This is a genomic window from Neptuniibacter sp. QD57_21 (assembly GCF_047778075.1).
Taxonomy (GTDB): domain Bacteria; phylum Pseudomonadota; class Gammaproteobacteria; order Pseudomonadales; family Balneatricaceae; genus Neptuniibacter.
In genome coordinates this window covers 2,816,102-2,833,809 of record NZ_CP180549.1, presented here as the reverse complement: position 1 = coordinate 2,833,809, position 17,708 = coordinate 2,816,102, and the positions used below count along the sequence as shown (strand labels likewise).

Here is a 17,708-nt window from a genome sequence, read left to right as displayed (position 1 = left end):
TATCACCTACTTATGTTAAAAACTCTGCTCTTGTACGTTCGTTAGTCTTGAAGATGCCGCCGAGTGCAGTGGTTTCAGTTGCTGAATTGACATCCATGATGCCGCGAGATTTGACGCAGTAATGTGTTGCTGAGATAGAAACAGCAACGTTATCTGTTTCTAGTAGAGTCTGAAGCGCAATAAGAATTTGCTTTGTAAGCCTTTCTTGAACTTGCGGGCGTTGGCTAAAGAATCTAACGAGGCGGTTGATCTTTGATAAGCCGATGATTTTTTTGTTAGGGATATAGGCTACTTTTGCTGTGCCATCTATAGTCACGAAATGGTGTTCGCAGGAGCTTACGAGATTGATGTCGCGGACTTTGACCATCTCGTCCACATCCATTTTGTTTTCGATCATAGCTATCGCTGGAAAATTCTTATAATCCAGACCAGAGAAAATCTCATGCACATACATCTTCGCTACGCGATGGGGTGTTTCTCGTAAACTATCATCTTCTAGGTTAAGACCTAAGGTGCTCGCAACTTCAGTCATAAGCCCTTTTATTCGTTCGTACTTTTCGTCTTGGGTTAGAGGGGATTCGATGGTGGGGGTCTCTAATCCTTTTTCTATGAGTTGGTCTCGAACGGCAGCAGCTTCTGCAGAAATCATAATGTTACCCCTAACAGTATTTGTCCTTAATACGAGATAAATATTGATCTAGATCAATAAAATTGTAGCGCTTTATGAGGAGGAGGTGGGGGCTGATCCTGATTCTTATAAGGGAGTGTGAAACAAAAAAGGGGGATGTGAAAGAAAGCTGACATCATTTAATGCCAGCTTCTGGGTGTAGCTTGATGGTTAGAGTTAGCTCAAACGTTCCACTGCAAGTTCATCTGCAATTTCACCCGTAGGGCGATTTTCCTTTGTCGAACGATTAAAGATTTCGTTGAGTGTATCTCCGATACTTTCAATATGTGCCTTGGCTTTTTCTACGTCATATCCGCTGCGCTCATAGGATATATCAATGATCCCGCCTGCATTGATGGCGTAATCTGGTGCATAGAGAATGCCACGATCATGTAAGTCATGATCGTGTTGAGGGCGTGCTAACTGGTTATTAGCTGCACCAGCAATGACTTTTGCTTTGATAAGTGGGATGGTTTCATCATTCAAGCTAGCACCTAATGCGCAAGGAGCGACTACATCAACCTCCTGCAGCAGAATTTGGTCTAGTGGGACTGCCTTAGCTCCCAGCTCGTTCACTGCCTTTTCTACTTGCTCTGGATTGATATCACTGACAAATAGCTTGGCGCCTTCTTTATGGAGGTATTCAGCTAGGCGGTACCCCACGTTCCCAACACCTTGTATCGCGACTTTAAGTCCTTTGAGATCAGTGATGTTTAGTCGATGCTTTACGGCTGCTTTTAAACCTATAAATGTTCCGTATGCCGTTGCCGGTGATGGATCGCCGTTAGAGGGTTGGCCATCGATACCTAGATGTTCTGTCACCCCTGCAACATTATTCGTATTTTGTCCGATGATTCTTAGATCAGGTACGGATGTCCCCGAATCTTCAGCAGCAATATATTGGTTCCCCGTTCGTTCTAAAAAACGTCCCATTGCTGCTAGGAGCTCTTTGGTTTTGTGCTTGCGAGGATCGCCAATAATAACTGACTTACCGCCACCTAAAGCTAGGTTGGCCAAAGCTGATTTGTAAGTCATCCCTTTGGATAAACGCAGTACATCGGTTAGTGCTTCTTCGTCGTTAGCGTAATTCCACATTCGGCACCCGCCTAAAGCTGGGCCGCGTTGGGTGTTATGAATAGCGATTATTGCTTTTAGGCCTGTTTCTGGGTCATTACAAAAGACGATCTGTTGATGTTGATCGAATTCCGAGTGGTTAAAAATAGTCATTACAATTCCTGAAACATCTCTATCGACATAGGGAGCCAGCGACAGAGCATTGGGTAATACTGAAAGAATAAGAATTAAAGCCTTTTGCTTAGAGATCAAAGCTTCCATTATGAAGCCATTGATAATTTGCTATGGCTTTAGGATTTAGCAATCCAACTATCAAAGGTTTTGTCTTGGCTGACTCGAAGAAAAGGGAGTGAAGATGAGTGAGAGAAAGCAGTCATATGATTTTACCTCTTGGTTGGATCGCAACCAGATGATTAAGTACACAGAATGTGAAAAGTACCGGCCCTTTTGAGGCGGTAACAGAGCGAAATATTACCAGTGATTTTAGGGCAATAACACTGTGGCTTTAGCTTCTGCATGTAGAAAATAAGCGAAATTATTGTCACTGGTTATACTTATAACGGCTTTAACCTAACCATGAGGTTCTTTAAACAGATGGATGTTAACGCGATTGTTTATATCGGTGGAGACTTGGATAGTGAAGGGTGCTCTGCAGCGACACGCTATGATATTGGCTTGCGCTGTATTGAGTATGTTTTAGAACAGCTGCCTCAAGAAATCACCTCGGTTATATTGTTGGCTGATAGCAATCAGCCTCAAATCGAAGATTTGTCCTTGCCGATTATTTATGTAGACGCTTCTCCTAAAGGCTTTTTATCAGACCTTCATAAGGTTCTATCGGGGCAGTCGGATAGCCATTTTTTAGTGTTATCTGGGGCAGATGATCGGTTTACTAATGAGCATTACTCACAACTTTTGGATCACTCTGCAAGGTTGCCTCATATGACAGTTATATCCACCCACCAGGGTGAAATATTGCCTTTCCCCATGATTCTACCAGCCGGGGTCTCTGGTGATATAAGGGATTTTCTTTCTGAATCTGAGGGTTCTGTGGCTGATTGGTTAGAACAAAGTGTGTTTATTGAGTGTGAACTCACAGATGTTCCTTATTTACTGTAAAGCATAAGCTGAGTTGCATTACCTCTGCTGGAATAGTCTTTTTGTTTTTGTCGTAGATAGGTAGGTGCTGAATCAGCCGCGGCTTTAAAACCGTGTTTTTGGTAGAAGGGTGCTATTTGCTCATAGGCAAAGCAAAAAAGATAAACATCTAGGTTTATCTGTTTTGTGCAAATCTCTTTCAACAAATAGCTGCCTAGTCCTAGGCTCCTTTGTTGCTTATCTACCCACAATCCTCTCAGGAGGACTGTCTTGCGTTGCGCTGAGAAATGATGCTCTGGGATAGTTGAGAGCCTTGCCGCAGCGATTATTTCCTTATCTCTTGTTAGCCAGATACAGCGATCATCCGGTTGAATGCGCCCCTTATGACCATTCCGTTTATAAAAACGCCCTAGGTCTGGTGATTGAAGGTCTACGCCTATAGCAGAATGTATATTTATATTAGTAGCCACGGTTACCTAACCCTCACTCATAAATGCCTTTTAGGCCTTAGTTTTCAATTTCTGAAATGCAGCCTACAAAAGGTATTGCGTTTAAATTAAATGATCTTCTTTAGTCATGTTTTGATTATATCTAAAGTCGCCACATCTGGATTGTGCTTGTGTTTGGTGCAGGTGCACAAAACCAGGATCAACTTTGGTGCATGGATTGGTGGGCGGTAGAGGTAAAATATATGGCTTTTACTTAACTTGCTGTTTTTAAAGATAATATTTTAGTTGGCACGTGGCGTGCTTTATGAGTGGTAATTATGAAATATTATTCTGAGGGGACAATATCATGGTTAAATCTACTACTAAATCTTTGATCGCTGTGGGTCTACTATCTGCTTCAGCTTTGGCGCAGGCTGGCTTATCTGCAAATATTGGTGCTTCCAGTGAATACTACTTCCGTGGCTACGATCTGTCTGAGGGACCGATGATGAGTGGTGGTTTGGATTATGAAGCTGATAATGGTCTTTACGCAGGTGTTTGGGTTGCAGGCTTTGAAAACCCTACAGATGCTTCAGATCCAGCAACTAGTGATGATAATGAGCTTGAGTATGACATTTACGGTGGCTATGCAGGTGAATTCGGCGATATTTCTTATAGCGTAGGTTATACCGGTTATTTTTATAAAGAAGCTGATATTTCATTCCACGAGATCAACTTTAACTTCGGTTATGAGTTCTTGAGCCTAGAAGCTACCTTCGGTACAGAAGACGATGATACTTCCGCTGATGCTACAGATGATGATTACACATTCATCGCTCTAACTGGTGAGTATGAGGGTGCATATCTGACTCTAGGTACTTACGGTAAAGATTACGATGGTGATTATGCGGAACTTGGTTACGGCACTTCTTTCCAAGGTCTAGATTTCGGTGTTGCTTATGTGAGCACTGATAGTGATATCGATTCAGATGGTATGTATTTCACTATTGGTAAATCATTCGATCTATAAATTAGCATCGCCTTTGATTGATGTACACATGCTAGGGATTTTTGCCCATCTTCGGATGGGCTTTTTTTGGGGGCTGAGGTGCAAATAAAAATGCCGTGCTAAGCACGGCATTTTTAGTTTTGCTAGATTGTTTGCTTAAGAGCAAAGTGCATCTAGTTTTTGCTTTAGAACACCTTGAACTTGGCCAGGGTTGGCTTTGCCTTGAGAGGCTTTCATTACTTGGCCCATAAAGAAGCCAATCATCTTGCCGCGTTTCTCTGGCTCAGCATTTACATACTGTTCTACCTGAGGGCCACTGTTAGCAATCACATCATCAACGATCTTCTCGATAGCGCCGCTGTCTGTTACTTGCTTAAGGCCTTTAGCTTCGATCACTTCGTCTGCGCTGCCGCCTTCGTTCCACATAACTTCAAACACTTGCTTGGCAATTTTGCCAGAGATCGTGTTGTCTTTAATGCGTGCAAGCAGGCGGCCGAGTTGCTCAGCGGATACAGGGCTGTCAGCGATAACCGTATCATTTTGGTTAAGCATTTTAGAGAGCTCACCCATGACCCAGTTAGCTGCTAATTTTGCGTCCTTAGAAGCTTTGGCTACAGTTTCAAAGTACTCAGCCATAGTGCGATCACCTGAAAGAACCATCGCATCGTAATCACTCAGTTTATACTCTTCGATAAAGCGAGCTTTACGTGCGTCCGGAAGTTCAGGTAAAGAAGCGCGTACTGCTTCGATATAGCTGTCATCGATCTCGATTGGCAGTAGATCTGGGCAAGGGAAGTAACGGTAGTCGTTCGCTTCCTCTTTCGAGCGCATTTCGCGGGTCTCGTTTTTCTCTGCATCATACAGGCGTGTTGCCTGAACTACTCGGCCGCCATCTTCAATCAGGTCAATCTGGCGTTCGATTTCACCGGTGATTGCTTTTTCGATAAAGCGGAAAGAGTTGATGTTTTTAGTCTCGGTACGCGTACCAAATTCTTCCTCACCTTTGATGCGTACGGATACGTTACAGTCACAACGGAAAGAGCCTTCAGCCATGTTGCCGTCACAGATACCTAGACTGGTTACAATCGAGTGAATCTTGCGCACATAGGCAACGGCTTCTTCTGCGCTACGCATATCTGGTTCTGATACGATCTCAAGAAGCGGGGTGCCGGCACGGTTAAGATCGATGGCTGTCATACCCGGGAATTCATCGTGAATCGACTTGCCCGCATCTTCCTCTAGGTGGGCACGTGTTACGCCGATGCGTTTTTCGGTACCGTCTTCTAGAGTGATATCAATGTGGCCCACGCCTACGATAGGGTGGAACAATTGACTGGTTTGATAACCTTTTGGTAGATCAGGGTAGAAGTAGTTTTTACGGTCAAAAACCGATCTACGGCCGATCTCGGCATCTACAGCTAGACCGAACTTTACGGCCATGCGCAGTGCTTCTTCGTTGAATACTGGCAGTGTGCCTGGTAGTGCTAGGTCTACCGCACACGCTTGTGTATTAGGTTCGGCACCAAACGCTGTGCTGGCACCGGAAAAGATTTTGGAGTTTGTCGCTAGTTGGGCGTGGATTTCAAGCCCGATTACCGCTTCCCATTCCATAGTGAATAAACCTCTTAGATGCCTTGTGGTGTCTGTTTATGCCAATCAGTCGCCAACTGGAACTGATGCGCAACATTTAGCAGTTTCTGTTCAGCAAAATAGTCGCCAATGATCTGAAGACCAGTTGGTAGACCATTAACACTGCCGCAAGGAACAGACATGCCAGGAAGGCCAGCAAGGTTTAGGGAGATAGTGAAGATATCTTCCATGTACATCGCTACTGGATCAGATGTTTTTTCACCCAGTTTAAAAGCAGGGTGAGGTGTTGTTGGGCCCATGATGACATCAACTTCGGTAAGCACCTTAGCGAAGTCGTCACGGATCAAACGGCGGATCTGCTGAGCTTTGTTGTAGTAGGCATCGTAGAAACCCTCAGATAGAGCATAAGCGCCAACCATAATGCGGCGTTTAACTTCAGGTCCGAAACCTTCGCCGCGGCTGCGTTTGTATAGATCTTCTAGATCAACTGGGTCTTCACAGCGATAGCCGTAACGTACACCATCGAAACGAGATAGGTTAGAAGAAGCTTCAGCGGGCGCGATAATGTAATAAGCAGGGATCGAGAGCGCTGTATTTGGCAGGCTGACCTCTTTCACTGTTGCGCCAAGCTTTTCAAACTCTTTAATCGCTGCTTGCGTATGTGCAGCAATATCGGAATCCATATCATCCATGAAAAACTCTTTTGGTAGGCCGATGCGTAGGCCATTTAGAGGTTTTTCAAGGTCAGCTGTGTAATCTGGTACTTCGCGATCTACAGAAGTGGAATCGTGCTTATCGAAACCAGCCATTACGTTTAGCATCATCGCTGCATCTTCAGCGGTTTTAGTCATTGGGCCACCCTGATCTAGGGAGGACGCAAATGCGATCATGCCGAAACGAGAAACACGGCCATAAGTTGGTTTTAGGCCAGTAATACCGCAAAGCGCAGCAGGCTGACGGATAGAGCCACCTGTATCTGTGCCTGTTGCAGCAGGCGCTAGTTGGGCTGATACTGCTGCTGCAGAACCGCCAGATGAGCCGCCTGGGACACAATCTGTGTTCCAAGGGTTTTTAGCTGCACCGTAGAAGCTGCTCTCGTTGGAAGAGCCCATGGCAAATTCGTCCATGTTGGTTTTACCCAACATTACAGCACCAGCCTGATTGAATTTGTTAATAACAGTCGCGTTGTAAGGTGCAACAAAGTTATCAAGCATCTTTGATGCACAGCTCGTGCGAACGCCTTGTGTACAGAAGATATCTTTGTGCGCAATCGGTAGGCCGGTAAATGCACCTGCAGTACCGGCGGCAATAGCTTCATCTGCTGCTTTTGCCTGAGCTAAAGCTTGCTCTTCAGTCACTGTAATGTAGCTGTTGTATTTACCATCCTCAGCCTTGATGCGTTCTAGGTAGGCTTGGGTTAATTCAACACTACTAAAATCACCCGTCTTCAGCCCTTGAGCTAATTCGGCAAGTGTTTTTTCAAACATGGAATACTTATCCTTAATCAATATTCTGGCTGAATGGGTATCACTCAATAACTTTAGGTACTAAGAACAAACCGTTCTCTACAGCAGGTGCTACAGACTGTAGCTGCTCTCGGTTGTTTTCTTCAGTAACGTCATCGCTGCGTAAGCGTTGTACAGCATCCAGAGGGTGTGCCATTGGTGATACATCAGTGGTATCAACGGCCTGCATCTGATCAACCAGATCCAGAATATTTGTCAGATTTTGCGCGTATTCAGGAGTGTCCTGTTCTTCAATTTGAAGGCGCGCCAGATGGGCGATTTTGTCCACATCAGAGCGATCCAGAGACATAATTTACTCTCGCTTGTAGGGGTGGCTTTATGAGAATGCATAAAGGGAAAAAACTTAAAGATGTACGTTACCATATCGTCAAAGCTTCATGAAGATAATTTAGCCAGTGTTTTTAAGTAGTTTTACTGATTTTCGCCTTGCTCAAAGCGCCTACCGTTGTTAGAGTTACGTGTTTTCAGGATATAGCGGCTATACCTGCAGAATTTCTTAGGACTCCCTGTACATGCTCAAGAAAATTCGTGGTCTTTTTTCCAGCGATCTGTCCATTGACCTGGGCACTGCAAATACACTGATTTATGTCCGCGATAAGGATATTGTTCTTGATGAACCGTCTGTTGTCGCGATTCGCCAGACTGGTAATCAAAAATCTGTCGCTGCAGTAGGTGCTGACGCAAAACGTATGCTGGGTCGTACACCCGGTTCCATCACAGCTATTCGTCCAATGAAAGACGGCGTTATTGCCGACTTCCACGTGACAGAAAAAATGCTGCAGTACTTTATCAGTAAAGTTCATGACACTAATTTCCTAACACCAAGCCCTCGTGTATTGGTGTGTGTGCCTTGCAAATCTACCCAAGTAGAACGTCGTGCGATCAAAGAATCTGCGATGGGTGCGGGAGCGCGTGAAGTTTATCTAATCGATGAGCCAATGGCTGCTGCAATCGGTGCAGGCTTGCCTGTTGATGAAGCAAGCGGTTCCATGGTGGTTGATATCGGTGGTGGTACGACCGAAATCGCTGTTATCTCTTTGAATGGTATCGTTTACGCGGATTCAGTTCGCCTCGGTGGTGACCGTTTTGATGAGTACATCGTGACTTACGTTCGTCGTAACTACGGTAGCTTGATTGGTGATTCGACTGCTGAGCGTATCAAGCAAGAGATCGGCACGGCTTACCCATCTTCCGAAATGCACGAAATTGATGTGCGTGGTCGTAACCTAGCTGAAGGTATTCCGCGTAGCTTTACGCTTAACAGCAACGAGATCCTAGAAGCGCTTCAAGAGCCACTATCTGCGATCGTCCAAGCTGTTAAGAGTGCGTTGGAGCAATGCCCACCAGAATTGGCTTCAGATATCGCTGAGCGTGGTATTGTATTGACCGGTGGTGGCGCACTATTGCGTAATATCGATCGTTTGATTAGCGAAGAAACAGGTCTGCCTGTAATCGTTGCTGAAGACCCACTTACATGCGTAGCGCGTGGTGGTGGTCGTGCTCTGGAGCTATTGGATAAGCATGGCTTCGAGCTAGTTAGCCATGATTAACCCATGCGTGATATTGATTCCAGCCTAATCTTTGATACTTGCCTCCGACATATCTATATATGTCAGGGGGTGAGTTATTAAGACTATATTCCTCGGCCGATCTTCAGGCCGTTTTTTCTTTTTTCTGGTTATTTTTGCCTTTGCGCTGATGGCTGCTGACCTCTATTCAGCTAAAGTCAGAGAAGGTCGCGCCTATCTATCCCTACTTCTAACGCCTTTGCAGTGGATTGTTGATATTCCAAGCCGTGTTGCGGGTGAAGTTTCTGATGTTGTGGTTGACCGTAGCCTTCTAGTGAAAGAAAACGCAAAGCTTAAATCCGAAGCGTTACAGTTGGAGCGTAAAGTTCAGCAAAATGCCGCACTTCGTCAAGAAAATAACCGCTTGCGAGCACTACTTCGTGGTAGTAAGCGTGTTGATGAAGAAGTTGAATTGGTTGAGCTGATCGGTGTGAACCCCGATCCTTTCCAGCATCAGGTGATTATTAACCAAGGCAGTGAAAATGCGGTGACGGTTGGTCAGCCTATCTTGGATGCTGGTGGTGTGATGGGGCAAGTAACCGAGATCTCTCATTACACGAGCCGCGTTATGCTGATTACTGATGCTCGACACGCCTTACCTGTAGAAATTAATCGCAATGGTTTTCGTTCTATAGCGCTTGGTAAGGGGCAGTTGGATGAGTTAGAGCTCAATCATGTTCCTGACACTGCAGATATTGAAAAAGGGGACTTGGTTATTACTTCAGGTTTGGCACAGCGATTCCCGCGTGGCTACCCTGTTGCAATTGTATCTGAAGTGATCCGAGATCCTGGTCAACAGTTTACCAAAGTGACCATTAAACCGACGGCGTTATTGGATAAATCCCGTCATCTGTTGTTAGTGAAAATGCCAGAACTTAAAGTTGAACCTGACATTGAAGCTCAGCCTCTATCGCAATCACAAGAGGTGAGTGAGTGACGCCTGGGTCGCCTGCTGCTTCGGGTGGTGGATTAATCATCCTTGCCACTTTTCTGATCGGTTTAATGCTTAGTCAGATGCCTCTGCCTTACTACCTAGAATGGGCGCGCCCTGAGTGGATAGCGATGATCCTTATCTATTGGGTCATGGCGCTACCCCATCGTGTTGGCATGGGTATGGCTTTTTTCTTGGGTTTGTTTCTAGATGTTATTAAGGGGAGTGTCTTAGGTCTAAATGCACTATCACTGACGATAATTGCCTTTTTAACATTACTTTTACATCAAAGACTTAGAATGTTCCCTGTGGTACAGCAGGCCATGATGGTGATGGTGCTGGTGGGAATCAATCAGTTACTGTTTCACTGGATGCAGGCATTCACCGGTTATACGGGTGAGAGCCTGATATTCCTCCTGCCTTGCCTTATTAGTGGGTTACTATGGCCGTGGTTATTTGTTTTCTTACGCGGTATTCGCCGCTTATTCCGAATACGCTAAAGGAAGGCCGTTAAATGGAATTGATTCTTGCCTCAGCTTCCCCAAGACGAAAGGCATTACTCGATCAGATTGGAGTGCAATGTTCTGTAAAGCCCGTTGATATCTGTGAAGATGTTAGAGATGCTGAGCTAGCAATGGATTACGTTGAGCGATTAGCGATTGAAAAAGCGCAAGCTTGCTTTGCTTGCACTGATGGATCTAAAGCAGTGTTAGGTTCTGATACTACGGTTGTGCTTGACGGAAGAATTATGGGAAAGCCTGCGGATCAAAATGAAGCAATTGAGACGCTTCAGAGGCTTTCGGGCAATACTCACCAAGTACTTACGGCAGTTGCATTAGTGACCGCGGAACAAACGCGATCTGTTGTAGTCTCAACTAACGTCCGTTTTCGGCCAATTTCGTTGGCTGAGTGTAAAGCGTATTGGCGATCAGGTGAGCCGCAAGATAAAGCTGGATCTTATGGTATCCAAGGATTTGGCGCTGTATTTGTTGAAGAGATTAAGGGCAGCTATTCTGCAGTAGTGGGTTTACCTCTGACAGAAACGGCTGAAATGTTGGTGCAGGCAGGTATTCGCATCTGGCATTCGAAATAGTATTAAGGATAGGTCATGGGCGAAGAGATACTGATCAACTTTACCCCGATGGAAACTCGGGTAGCGGTTATCGAAAATGGGATGCCGCAAGAAGTATATGTAGAACGCGTACATCGTAGAGGTATTGTCGGTAATATTTACCAAGGTAAAGTTGTACGAGTTTTGCCTGGGATGCAGGCTGCGTTCGTTGATATAGGTCTAGAGCGCGCAGCATTTATCCACGTTGAAGAGGTGCTTTCTCAAAGTGCCACGCATGAGGAAAAGGCTAATACCTCTATTGCTCAAGTGCTTCGCCAAGGGCAATCTTTGCTTGTTCAAGTGACTAAAGATCCTATTGGTACTAAAGGTGCTCGCCTTACTACTCACCTTTCTCTTCCTTCTCGTTATCTGGTGTGTATGCCCGGTAACAGCCATGTTGGTGTTTCCCAACGAATAGAAGATATGGAAGAGCGTGATCGATTACGTGGGATCATGAAAAAACTTGTATCCACCGACGATGGCGAGCCTGCTGGGTTTATCTTGCGTACGGTGGCAGAGGGCGCTGCAGAAGCGGAGTTGGAAGCAGATACTCAGTTCTTGAGACGTTTATGGGCTTCGATTAAAGAGAAAATATCAACCGCTAAAGCGCCAAGTGTCATCTATGAAGACCTGCCGTTAAATATGCGAGCACTGCGAGATATGGCGCATTCAGGTCTAGAGAAGATCAGAATTGATTCCAAAGAAACGTTCCAAAAAGCGGAAGACTTTGTAAAAACACTGGTGCCTGAAGTTGCTGATACGCTTGAGTATTATCCAGGTGAGCGGCCTATTTTTGACCTCTTTAATGTTGAAGAGGAGATACAAAGAGCCTTAGGCCGTAAGGTGGAGCTAAAGTCAGGTGGCTACCTGATTTTTGACCAAACAGAAGCGATGACGACGGTTGATGTTAATACTGGCGCGTTTGTGGGTCATCGCAACCTCGAAGAGACGATCTTTAAAACGAACCTTGAGGCTGCAACGGCGATTGGTCGTCAACTTCGCTTACGTAATCTTGGCGGTATTATCATTATCGACTTTATCGATATGGAAGATGCAGATCACCAGCGCCAAGTGCTTAGAACTCTGGAACGGGTGTTAGAGCGCGATCACGCGAAGTGTAAAGTTACAGGTGTATCAGATCTTGGTTTAGTTGAGATGACCCGTAAGCGTACCCGTGAAAGCTTGGAACAGGTCCTCTGCGATGTTTGTAGTGAATGTCAGGGCCGGGGGTCAATTAAAACGCCTGAAACGGTTTGTTATGAGATTTTCCGTGAAATTCTTCGCCAGCATAGGGCCTATGATACAGATAGCTACCTCGTCTTGGCTGCTCAACCTGTAGTTGATTATCTACTAGATGATGCTTCTAATCATGTTGCGGAATTAGAGGCCTTTATTGGCAAGACGATTCGTTTCCAGGTGGAGCCTATGTATAACGCTGAAAACTTTGATGTTGTTTTGCGCTAAAGCTAAAAAGGATTGCTAGTGAAACGCCACGCTCATTCTGTCTTTTGGTTCCTATATTGGGGACTTGCTGCACTTGCAGCAATTGTGGCGCTCTTGCTGTTCTGCATCAAAATCTTGGTAGAAGATGTTGATCAGTATCGACTAGATATCCAGCAAAGTTTATCTGAACAACTTTCTGCGCAAGTTCATATTTCAAGCATCGCAGGTGAGTGGCGAGGCTGGCAGCCAGTCATTTCTGTTCGTGGTCTATCGGTAGATCAAATAGAAGCAGAAGCAGGTGCTTCCTTTGGTATGCTAGAGGGGGTTGTTGCTTTAGATACAGGGGCTTCGTTAAAGGCACTTACACCTGTCTTTTCCCAGTTTGACTTGCAAGGCCTGACGCTTAAGTACGATCACACAGTTGCTTCTAAAAATAATTCAACATCAACTCAAGAAATTCCTGCGTCGCAAACAAAAACGGAGCGGGGCGCTAAACCCCATAAAAGCTCCGACCTTTTATCTTTTCTATTAATGCAGCGCGCGATCAATATTGAAGATACGCGTATTGTTGTTATTCCTAAAAGCGGCGATGAAATAATCATCGAGCCGATACAATTACATCTCCAACATGATGGTGTATTGCATCAGCTTAAAGTTGACGCGGATCTAGTGACTGCGTCGGGCAAAGCAGATCTGAAGTTCGTAGCTGAGGTTGAAGGTGATCCTACAGAAAAGGCAGCGAATTTTTATCTAAAGCTATCTGGGCTTGATCAGCAGTTGCTCAATCCTTGGTTAAAACTAATGGATGTTCAATTAGATGGTTTGCAAGCTGAGCAGGAATTTTGGGGACAAAGCTATAAAGGAAAATTAGCTTACCTAACGGGTAAAACTTCCATAGAGAACTTTGCTTATCAGGACTACGTATTTGAGCAATTTGCCGTTCAAAGTGCGTTGGTGCGAAGGGATCATAGCTTTCAGTTGCAGATTACCGATCTGATAATAGGCGCTGCTGAAGAACAATTTACCTTGCCCCGAATGAGTTTGGATCTTGTTCGAAATGGGATTGCGATCAAACCACAAAAGTTGATGATCGACCGTATTGATCTGCAGCGCTTATCGGATCTGATCATCAAACAACCTTTCTTACCGAAATCTGCTATTCAGGTAGTAGATACGCTATCGACGAAAGGTGTTGTGGAAAACTTAATGGTGTCTTGGGGCAAAGATGCTGAGTTATCAGAATTTAAGTTACTTGCGGACCTTAACAAGGTAGGTATTGATGCTTGGGATGATGTGCCTGAGTTAAAAGGAATTAATGGATTATTAAAGGCCGATATTGCTGGAGGAGAGATTCATCTACAAAGCGATGATTTCATCATGCAATACCCTACGTTGTTTGATTATCGCTGGCAGTATCAACATGCTGAAGGTGTAATAGGTTGGCGTTTTGAAGACAAAGGAGTGGTGGTTGCTTCCCAATTACTTCGTTTGAAAAACGAAGGTGTATCTGCATCGGGACGTTTCAGTATTTACCTTCCTTTTTCACGTGATGAACAGCCTCTTCTGAATCTGCAAATTGGTATGCAGAGCAGCGATGGTTTGCATGCTAAATATTACATTCCTCCAAAGGAAGTGGGTATAAAGACTTACGATTGGCTAGTAGCAGCTATTAAGCAAGGGCATATCAATCAGGCGGGTTTTGTACTAAATGGTGTTACTCGCTCACGATTAGATGATTACCAATTGCCTAGTGTGCAGATGTTCTTTGATCTGAGTGATGCGTCTTTTGAATATCAGCCGGGTTGGCCTGAAATTAACAAAGCGGATAGCTTTGTTTTCTTTCGTAATGGAGAATTAACTGCTGAGGCCAAAGGCGGGAAAATCTACAATTCTGATATTGATTTTGCTTGGGTTCATCTTCCAGTCTCTACTGATAAGTTACTTATAACGGGTAGTGTTAATGGCTCAACAAAAGATATAGAACGCTTATTAACTCAAAGTCCGCTGCGAAAAGAGGTCGGTGATGAGTTAGCGGCTTGGGAAATGGCAGGGGATACAGCGACCCGTATTGAGATTGATTTACCTCTCAAGGGCAATAAAGCGCCAAAAGTTGATGTGAATTCCTCAATTGCAAAGGGGCGTTTCCATTCCAAACAAGAGGGCATTGATTTTTCTAATATCACTGGATCTGTGAGATACAGTTCCTCCAATGGCCTTTCCTCTAAGAAGCTTGATGCGAGATTGTTTGAACAACCTATCACTGCAGCTATTAGTACCCAGAAACGTAAAACTGCCATTGATATTCGTGGTGCGGTGAAAGCGGACTATTTAAGGGAATGGTTAGGCTTAGATCTTTTAAGAGTCGCTCAAGGGAAGCTTTTTTATAGTGCACGATTGGATATGTGTCCGGGTAAAAGCTGTAATCAGTTGGTTATCAAAAGTGATTTAAAAGGTATCGCCTTATCAGCACCGTCACCACTTGCAAAAACGGCTGCTCAATCGAGTCAGTTAACCATCATCAGTGATTTAGGTCGCCAGTTTAAAGATGATCGAAGTGTTGTACGTTTTAACTTAGGTAATCAGCTACGTGGCGTGATGCTAAATAGCAATAATAAGGTCTCAAGAGGACGCTTCACTTTGGGTGGGGAGAGACCAGCTTTGCCAACGGCGCAGGGAATTTGGGTCAACGGTCGAGTTGCTATGCTCGATTATGACCAATTAGAGCAGTTTTTCCAAACTGCCGGTTTTACTGAAAGTACTACTGCTAAATCTGGGTCTACTCAAACGGATAATTTATTAAAAGAAGTCGATCTGCAGATTGAACAGTTTAGTTTTGAAGATATTGTACTGGATAAGCTTAAAGTAATTCTTACACCTGATGTTGGTGGTTGGATGCTAACAGCTAATAGTCCTCAAGTAGGTGGTAAACTCTGGATGCCAGAGGATTCTGACAAGCCTTATAAGGTAAAACTAGGCCATCTCCGTATTGAGAAAGATGAAAGTGATAGTGATAGTGAGCAGAGTGGTACTGCGATCACGCCGCCTGTAGATCCAACAGTTTTACCTAAGCTCGATTTTAGCGTCGACAACTTCGAACTCAATAAGCTTCCTTTGGGAAGTTGGCGATTTATATTAAGGCCAACCCCTTCAGGGGCTGTAGTGAAAGATATTTCAGGCAATATGCATGGTTCTTTGGTTCGGGGTGAATTGCGTTGGGATAAAAATGGCAAAGAACTCTCCGACCTTACAGTAAAACTAGATAGTCAGGACTTTGGCAAAGTTCTCGATGCATGGGGTATCTCAGATACCTTAGAAACCAAAAGCCTAAATGCCTACTTACAGCTTTCATGGAGTGGAGCTCCTTGGAAGTTTGAAGTAGGTCAGTCGAATGGTGAGATGCAGTTCACGGCGAAGAATGGACGTCTACTCGATGTTGGTAACTCAGGTAATATTCTCCGCATCTTCGGTATTTTAAATCTGCAATCATTAGGACGAAGGCTTAGGTTGGATTTTACCGATCTGGTCAAGACTGGTGTTGCTTTTGATGAGATGAAAGCAGATTACTCTATTAAAAAGGGTATAGCGCATACATCCGAGCCTTTTATTATGACGGGACCATCCGCCAATATGGCTATGAGTGGTAGCTTGAATCTAATCAACGAAACGGTTGATAAGGAGATTGAAGTCGCTTTACCTGTTACGGATAACATTCCTCTAGTAAGTGTATTGCTCGGCGCCCCGCAAGTAGCGGGTGCGGTTTTCCTTTTTGATAAATTGATTGGTGATCCTTTAGCTAAGTTCACTACGGTTAAGTACCGTATGAGTGGAGATTGGGGTAATCCGGAAATCGATGTGGATCTAAATCAGAAAAAAGAGCAACCGGAAGTGGATCAGGAGCTTCATGATGGCTAAATTAGCAGTTGCGCAGATGGTTTCAGGGGAGTGTGTTGATACAAATTTAGAAACTGTTGAGTTGCTGGCTGAAGAGGCTGCTAATTCAGGAGCGCAATTATTACTCCTGCCTGAGAATTTTGCGTTGCTAGATTCTCGTGCTCTGATTGATTTGGCTAGGGGTGAAGTCAAAACTCGAAGAATACACAATCTATTATCTTTGCTAGCAAAGAAATATAACCTTTGGATTGTGGCTGGAAGTGTGCCTGTATTGACCCAGGGAGCTGATGAAGCAAAGGATAAAGTTTGGGCTAGCTGCTTGGTCTTTGATAGTCAGGGGGAGCAGAAAGCCTCTTATAATAAGATTCACCTGTTTGACGTTGATGTAGCTGATGCGCATGCGGCTTATAGGGAATCAGATTTTATTCAAGCGGGAAGTGATCTCGTTACTGTTGATACTCCGTTTGGCTGTATTGGGCTAGCCATTTGTTACGATCTAAGGTTTCCGGAGCAGTTTCAAAGATTACGTCAAATGGGCGCGGATATAATTACAGTTCCTTCGGCTTTTACCTACGTGACAGGAAAGGCGCATTGGGAGGTCTTGTTGCGCGCACGGGCAATAGAGAATCAATGCTATGTTCTAGCAGCTAACCAAGGGGGCGAACATAGTCCTAGCCGCAAAAGTTGGGGGCATTCGATGATTGTGGGTCCTTGGGGGGAGGTGCTTACGGTTAGAGAATCTGCAGGTAAGGGCTTAGTGTTTGCCGATATTGATTTAAAAGACGTGCAAGACAGGCGAGGTGCCATGCCTGTCATGCAGCATAGAGCTAAAGCGGGCTTTTAAACACCATCTACCTCACGTAAATACTTAAACAGTTTTCTGGCTGCTGCCGGTGGCTTTTCCAGTTTCTGTTCTTTTTGAGCATTACGAATTAATTGACGCAAATGCTGGATATCGGCATTTTCATGTTCGGCAACATAGGCTTGAAGTGCACTGTTGCCTTCACCTATCAGTCGGTCTCGCCAGCGTTCTAATTTATGGAACGCTTGGGTATGTGCCTGATGACCTGCTTCGAATAGTCCGATAGCTTGTTCAATCTCTTCGCTATCTTCAGTGCGTAGCAGTTTGCCGATAAACTGCAGATGCCTTTTTTGAGCGCCATTAGATTTAATGCGGTGAAACTCATCGATTGCACTACGTAAGCGGTCATCTAATGAAAGCTTATCGAGTTGCTCTTTATTGAGCTTCGTTAGCTTTGCACCCAAATCCTGCAGCGCATGCATCTGCTTTTTAACATCAGTTTTACTCAGCCATTCCTCTTCAGATTCTGGCTGTAGGTGATCAAAATTGTCGTTTTCGCTCATGTGATTT

The 17,708-nt window shown here is 44.6% G+C and carries 16 protein-coding genes; 9 read left to right on the top strand and 7 right to left on the bottom strand.

Annotated features, from left to right (window positions below; genetic code table 11):
* Positions 1-10 precede the first annotated feature (10 nt).
* Both folE and ACMXYS_RS12765 read right to left on the bottom strand, forming a co-directional pair.
* Positions 11-649: a GTP cyclohydrolase I FolE gene (folE, locus tag ACMXYS_RS12770; protein WP_415896751.1), complete on the bottom strand. Its 639-nt coding sequence runs from the start codon at positions 647-649 to the stop codon at positions 11-13.
* A 195-nt stretch (positions 650-844) separates the two neighbouring features.
* The gene (locus ACMXYS_RS12765) at positions 845-1,894 is read right to left on the bottom strand and encodes a Leu/Phe/Val dehydrogenase (protein ID WP_415898250.1); all 1,050 of its coding nucleotides are present in this window, start codon (positions 1,892-1,894) and stop codon (positions 845-847) included.
* 423 nt (positions 1,895-2,317) lie between these two features.
* Here ACMXYS_RS12765 and ACMXYS_RS12760 point away from each other — a divergent pair, with 423 nt between their 5' ends.
* Positions 2,318-2,860, top strand: coding sequence for a hypothetical protein (locus ACMXYS_RS12760; protein ID WP_415896750.1), 543 nt, complete (start codon positions 2,318-2,320; stop codon positions 2,858-2,860).
* Here ACMXYS_RS12760 and ACMXYS_RS12755 read toward each other — a convergent pair.
* Positions 2,848-3,309 carry a GNAT family N-acetyltransferase gene (locus ACMXYS_RS12755; protein ID WP_415896749.1) on the bottom strand — a complete coding sequence of 154 codons (462 nt, stop codon included), beginning with the start codon at positions 3,307-3,309 and terminating at the stop codon, positions 2,848-2,850. The two genes, ACMXYS_RS12760 and ACMXYS_RS12755, sit on opposite strands and share 13 nt — an antisense overlap.
* 325 nt (positions 3,310-3,634) lie before the next feature.
* Between ACMXYS_RS12755 and ACMXYS_RS12750 the strand changes: the two genes are divergently transcribed.
* Positions 3,635-4,297, top strand: coding sequence for a TorF family putative porin (locus ACMXYS_RS12750; RefSeq protein ID WP_415882029.1), 663 nt, complete (start codon positions 3,635-3,637; stop codon positions 4,295-4,297).
* 135 nt (positions 4,298-4,432) lie between these two features.
* Here ACMXYS_RS12750 and gatB read toward each other — a convergent pair whose 3' ends face one another.
* From gatB to gatC, 3 genes are read right to left on the bottom strand one after another with little or no spacing between them, the layout of a single operon-like run.
* Positions 4,433-5,887 (bottom strand): Asp-tRNA(Asn)/Glu-tRNA(Gln) amidotransferase subunit GatB, encoded by a 1,455-nt coding sequence (gene gatB, locus ACMXYS_RS12745; protein ID WP_415896748.1) that lies wholly within the window; start codon positions 5,885-5,887, stop codon positions 4,433-4,435.
* 14 nt (positions 5,888-5,901) lie between these two features.
* Positions 5,902-7,353 (bottom strand): Asp-tRNA(Asn)/Glu-tRNA(Gln) amidotransferase subunit GatA, encoded by a 1,452-nt coding sequence (gene gatA / locus ACMXYS_RS12740; protein WP_415896747.1) that lies wholly within the window; start codon positions 7,351-7,353, stop codon positions 5,902-5,904.
* Between the two features lie 40 nt (positions 7,354-7,393).
* Entirely contained in the window at positions 7,394-7,681 is a 288-nt protein-coding gene (gene gatC, locus ACMXYS_RS12735; RefSeq protein ID WP_415882026.1) for an Asp-tRNA(Asn)/Glu-tRNA(Gln) amidotransferase subunit GatC, read from the bottom strand.
* A gap of 223 nt (positions 7,682-7,904) precedes the next feature.
* Here gatC and ACMXYS_RS12730 point away from each other — a divergent pair, with 223 nt between their 5' ends.
* From ACMXYS_RS12730 to ACMXYS_RS12700, 7 genes are all read left to right on the top strand, one after another.
* Complete coding sequence (locus ACMXYS_RS12730; protein ID WP_007022323.1) at positions 7,905-8,942, top strand: rod shape-determining protein; 1,038 nt, start codon at positions 7,905-7,907, stop codon at positions 8,940-8,942.
* Between the two features lie 148 nt (positions 8,943-9,090).
* Complete coding sequence (gene mreC, locus ACMXYS_RS12725) at positions 9,091-9,897, top strand: rod shape-determining protein MreC (RefSeq protein WP_415896746.1); 807 nt, start codon at positions 9,091-9,093, stop codon at positions 9,895-9,897.
* Complete coding sequence (gene mreD, locus ACMXYS_RS12720) at positions 9,894-10,391, top strand: rod shape-determining protein MreD (protein WP_415896745.1); 498 nt, start codon at positions 9,894-9,896, stop codon at positions 10,389-10,391. Before mreC ends, mreD begins: the two co-directional genes overlap by 4 nt.
* 14 nt (positions 10,392-10,405) lie before the next feature.
* On the top strand, positions 10,406-10,984 hold the full coding sequence (locus ACMXYS_RS12715) for a Maf family protein (RefSeq protein WP_415896744.1): 579 nt from the start codon (positions 10,406-10,408) through the stop codon (positions 10,982-10,984).
* 15 nt (positions 10,985-10,999) lie between these two features.
* Positions 11,000-12,466 carry a ribonuclease G gene (gene rng / locus ACMXYS_RS12710; protein WP_415896743.1) on the top strand — a complete coding sequence of 489 codons (1,467 nt, stop codon included), beginning with the start codon at positions 11,000-11,002 and terminating at the stop codon, positions 12,464-12,466.
* A gap of 18 nt (positions 12,467-12,484) precedes the next feature.
* The gene (locus ACMXYS_RS12705) at positions 12,485-16,357 is read left to right on the top strand and encodes a YhdP family protein (RefSeq protein WP_415896742.1); all 3,873 of its coding nucleotides are present in this window, start codon (positions 12,485-12,487) and stop codon (positions 16,355-16,357) included.
* Positions 16,350-17,180, top strand: coding sequence for a carbon-nitrogen hydrolase family protein (locus ACMXYS_RS12700; RefSeq protein WP_415896741.1), 831 nt, complete (start codon positions 16,350-16,352; stop codon positions 17,178-17,180). The genes ACMXYS_RS12705 and ACMXYS_RS12700 overlap by 8 nt, the downstream gene beginning before the upstream one ends.
* Here the strand turns inward: ACMXYS_RS12700 and yjgA are convergent.
* Positions 17,177-17,701 (bottom strand): ribosome biogenesis factor YjgA, encoded by a 525-nt coding sequence (gene yjgA, locus ACMXYS_RS12695; protein ID WP_415896740.1) that lies wholly within the window; start codon positions 17,699-17,701, stop codon positions 17,177-17,179. The genes ACMXYS_RS12700 and yjgA overlap by 4 nt on opposite strands.
* Positions 17,702-17,708 lie beyond the last annotated feature (7 nt).

Excerpts from the sequence above, each read along its gene's own strand:
- ACMXYS_RS12715 (WP_415896744.1), top strand. The coding sequence starts at position 10,406 with ATGGAATTGATTCTTGCCTCAGCTTCCCCAAGACGAAAGGCATTACTC.
- folE (WP_415896751.1), bottom strand. The coding sequence starts at position 649 with ATGATTTCTGCAGAAGCTGCTGCCGTTCGAGACCAACTCATAGAAAAA.
- ACMXYS_RS12750 (WP_415882029.1), top strand. The coding sequence starts at position 3,635 with ATGGTTAAATCTACTACTAAATCTTTGATCGCTGTGGGTCTACTATCT.
- mreC (WP_415896746.1), top strand. The coding sequence starts at position 9,091 with ATGGCTGCTGACCTCTATTCAGCTAAAGTCAGAGAAGGTCGCGCCTAT.
- rng (WP_415896743.1), top strand. The coding sequence starts at position 11,000 with ATGGGCGAAGAGATACTGATCAACTTTACCCCGATGGAAACTCGGGTA.
- gatB (WP_415896748.1), bottom strand. The coding sequence starts at position 5,887 with ATGGAATGGGAAGCGGTAATCGGGCTTGAAATCCACGCCCAACTAGCG.
- gatC (WP_415882026.1), bottom strand. The coding sequence starts at position 7,681 with ATGTCTCTGGATCGCTCTGATGTGGACAAAATCGCCCATCTGGCGCGC.
- ACMXYS_RS12700 (WP_415896741.1), top strand. The coding sequence starts at position 16,350 with ATGGCTAAATTAGCAGTTGCGCAGATGGTTTCAGGGGAGTGTGTTGAT.
- yjgA (WP_415896740.1), bottom strand. The coding sequence starts at position 17,701 with ATGAGCGAAAACGACAATTTTGATCACCTACAGCCAGAATCTGAAGAG.
- ACMXYS_RS12760 (WP_415896750.1), top strand. The coding sequence starts at position 2,318 with ATGAGGTTCTTTAAACAGATGGATGTTAACGCGATTGTTTATATCGGT.
- gatA (WP_415896747.1), bottom strand. The coding sequence starts at position 7,353 with ATGTTTGAAAAAACACTTGCCGAATTAGCTCAAGGGCTGAAGACGGGT.
- ACMXYS_RS12765 (WP_415898250.1), bottom strand. The coding sequence starts at position 1,894 with ATGACTATTTTTAACCACTCGGAATTCGATCAACATCAACAGATCGTC.
- ACMXYS_RS12730 (WP_007022323.1), top strand. The coding sequence starts at position 7,905 with ATGCTCAAGAAAATTCGTGGTCTTTTTTCCAGCGATCTGTCCATTGAC.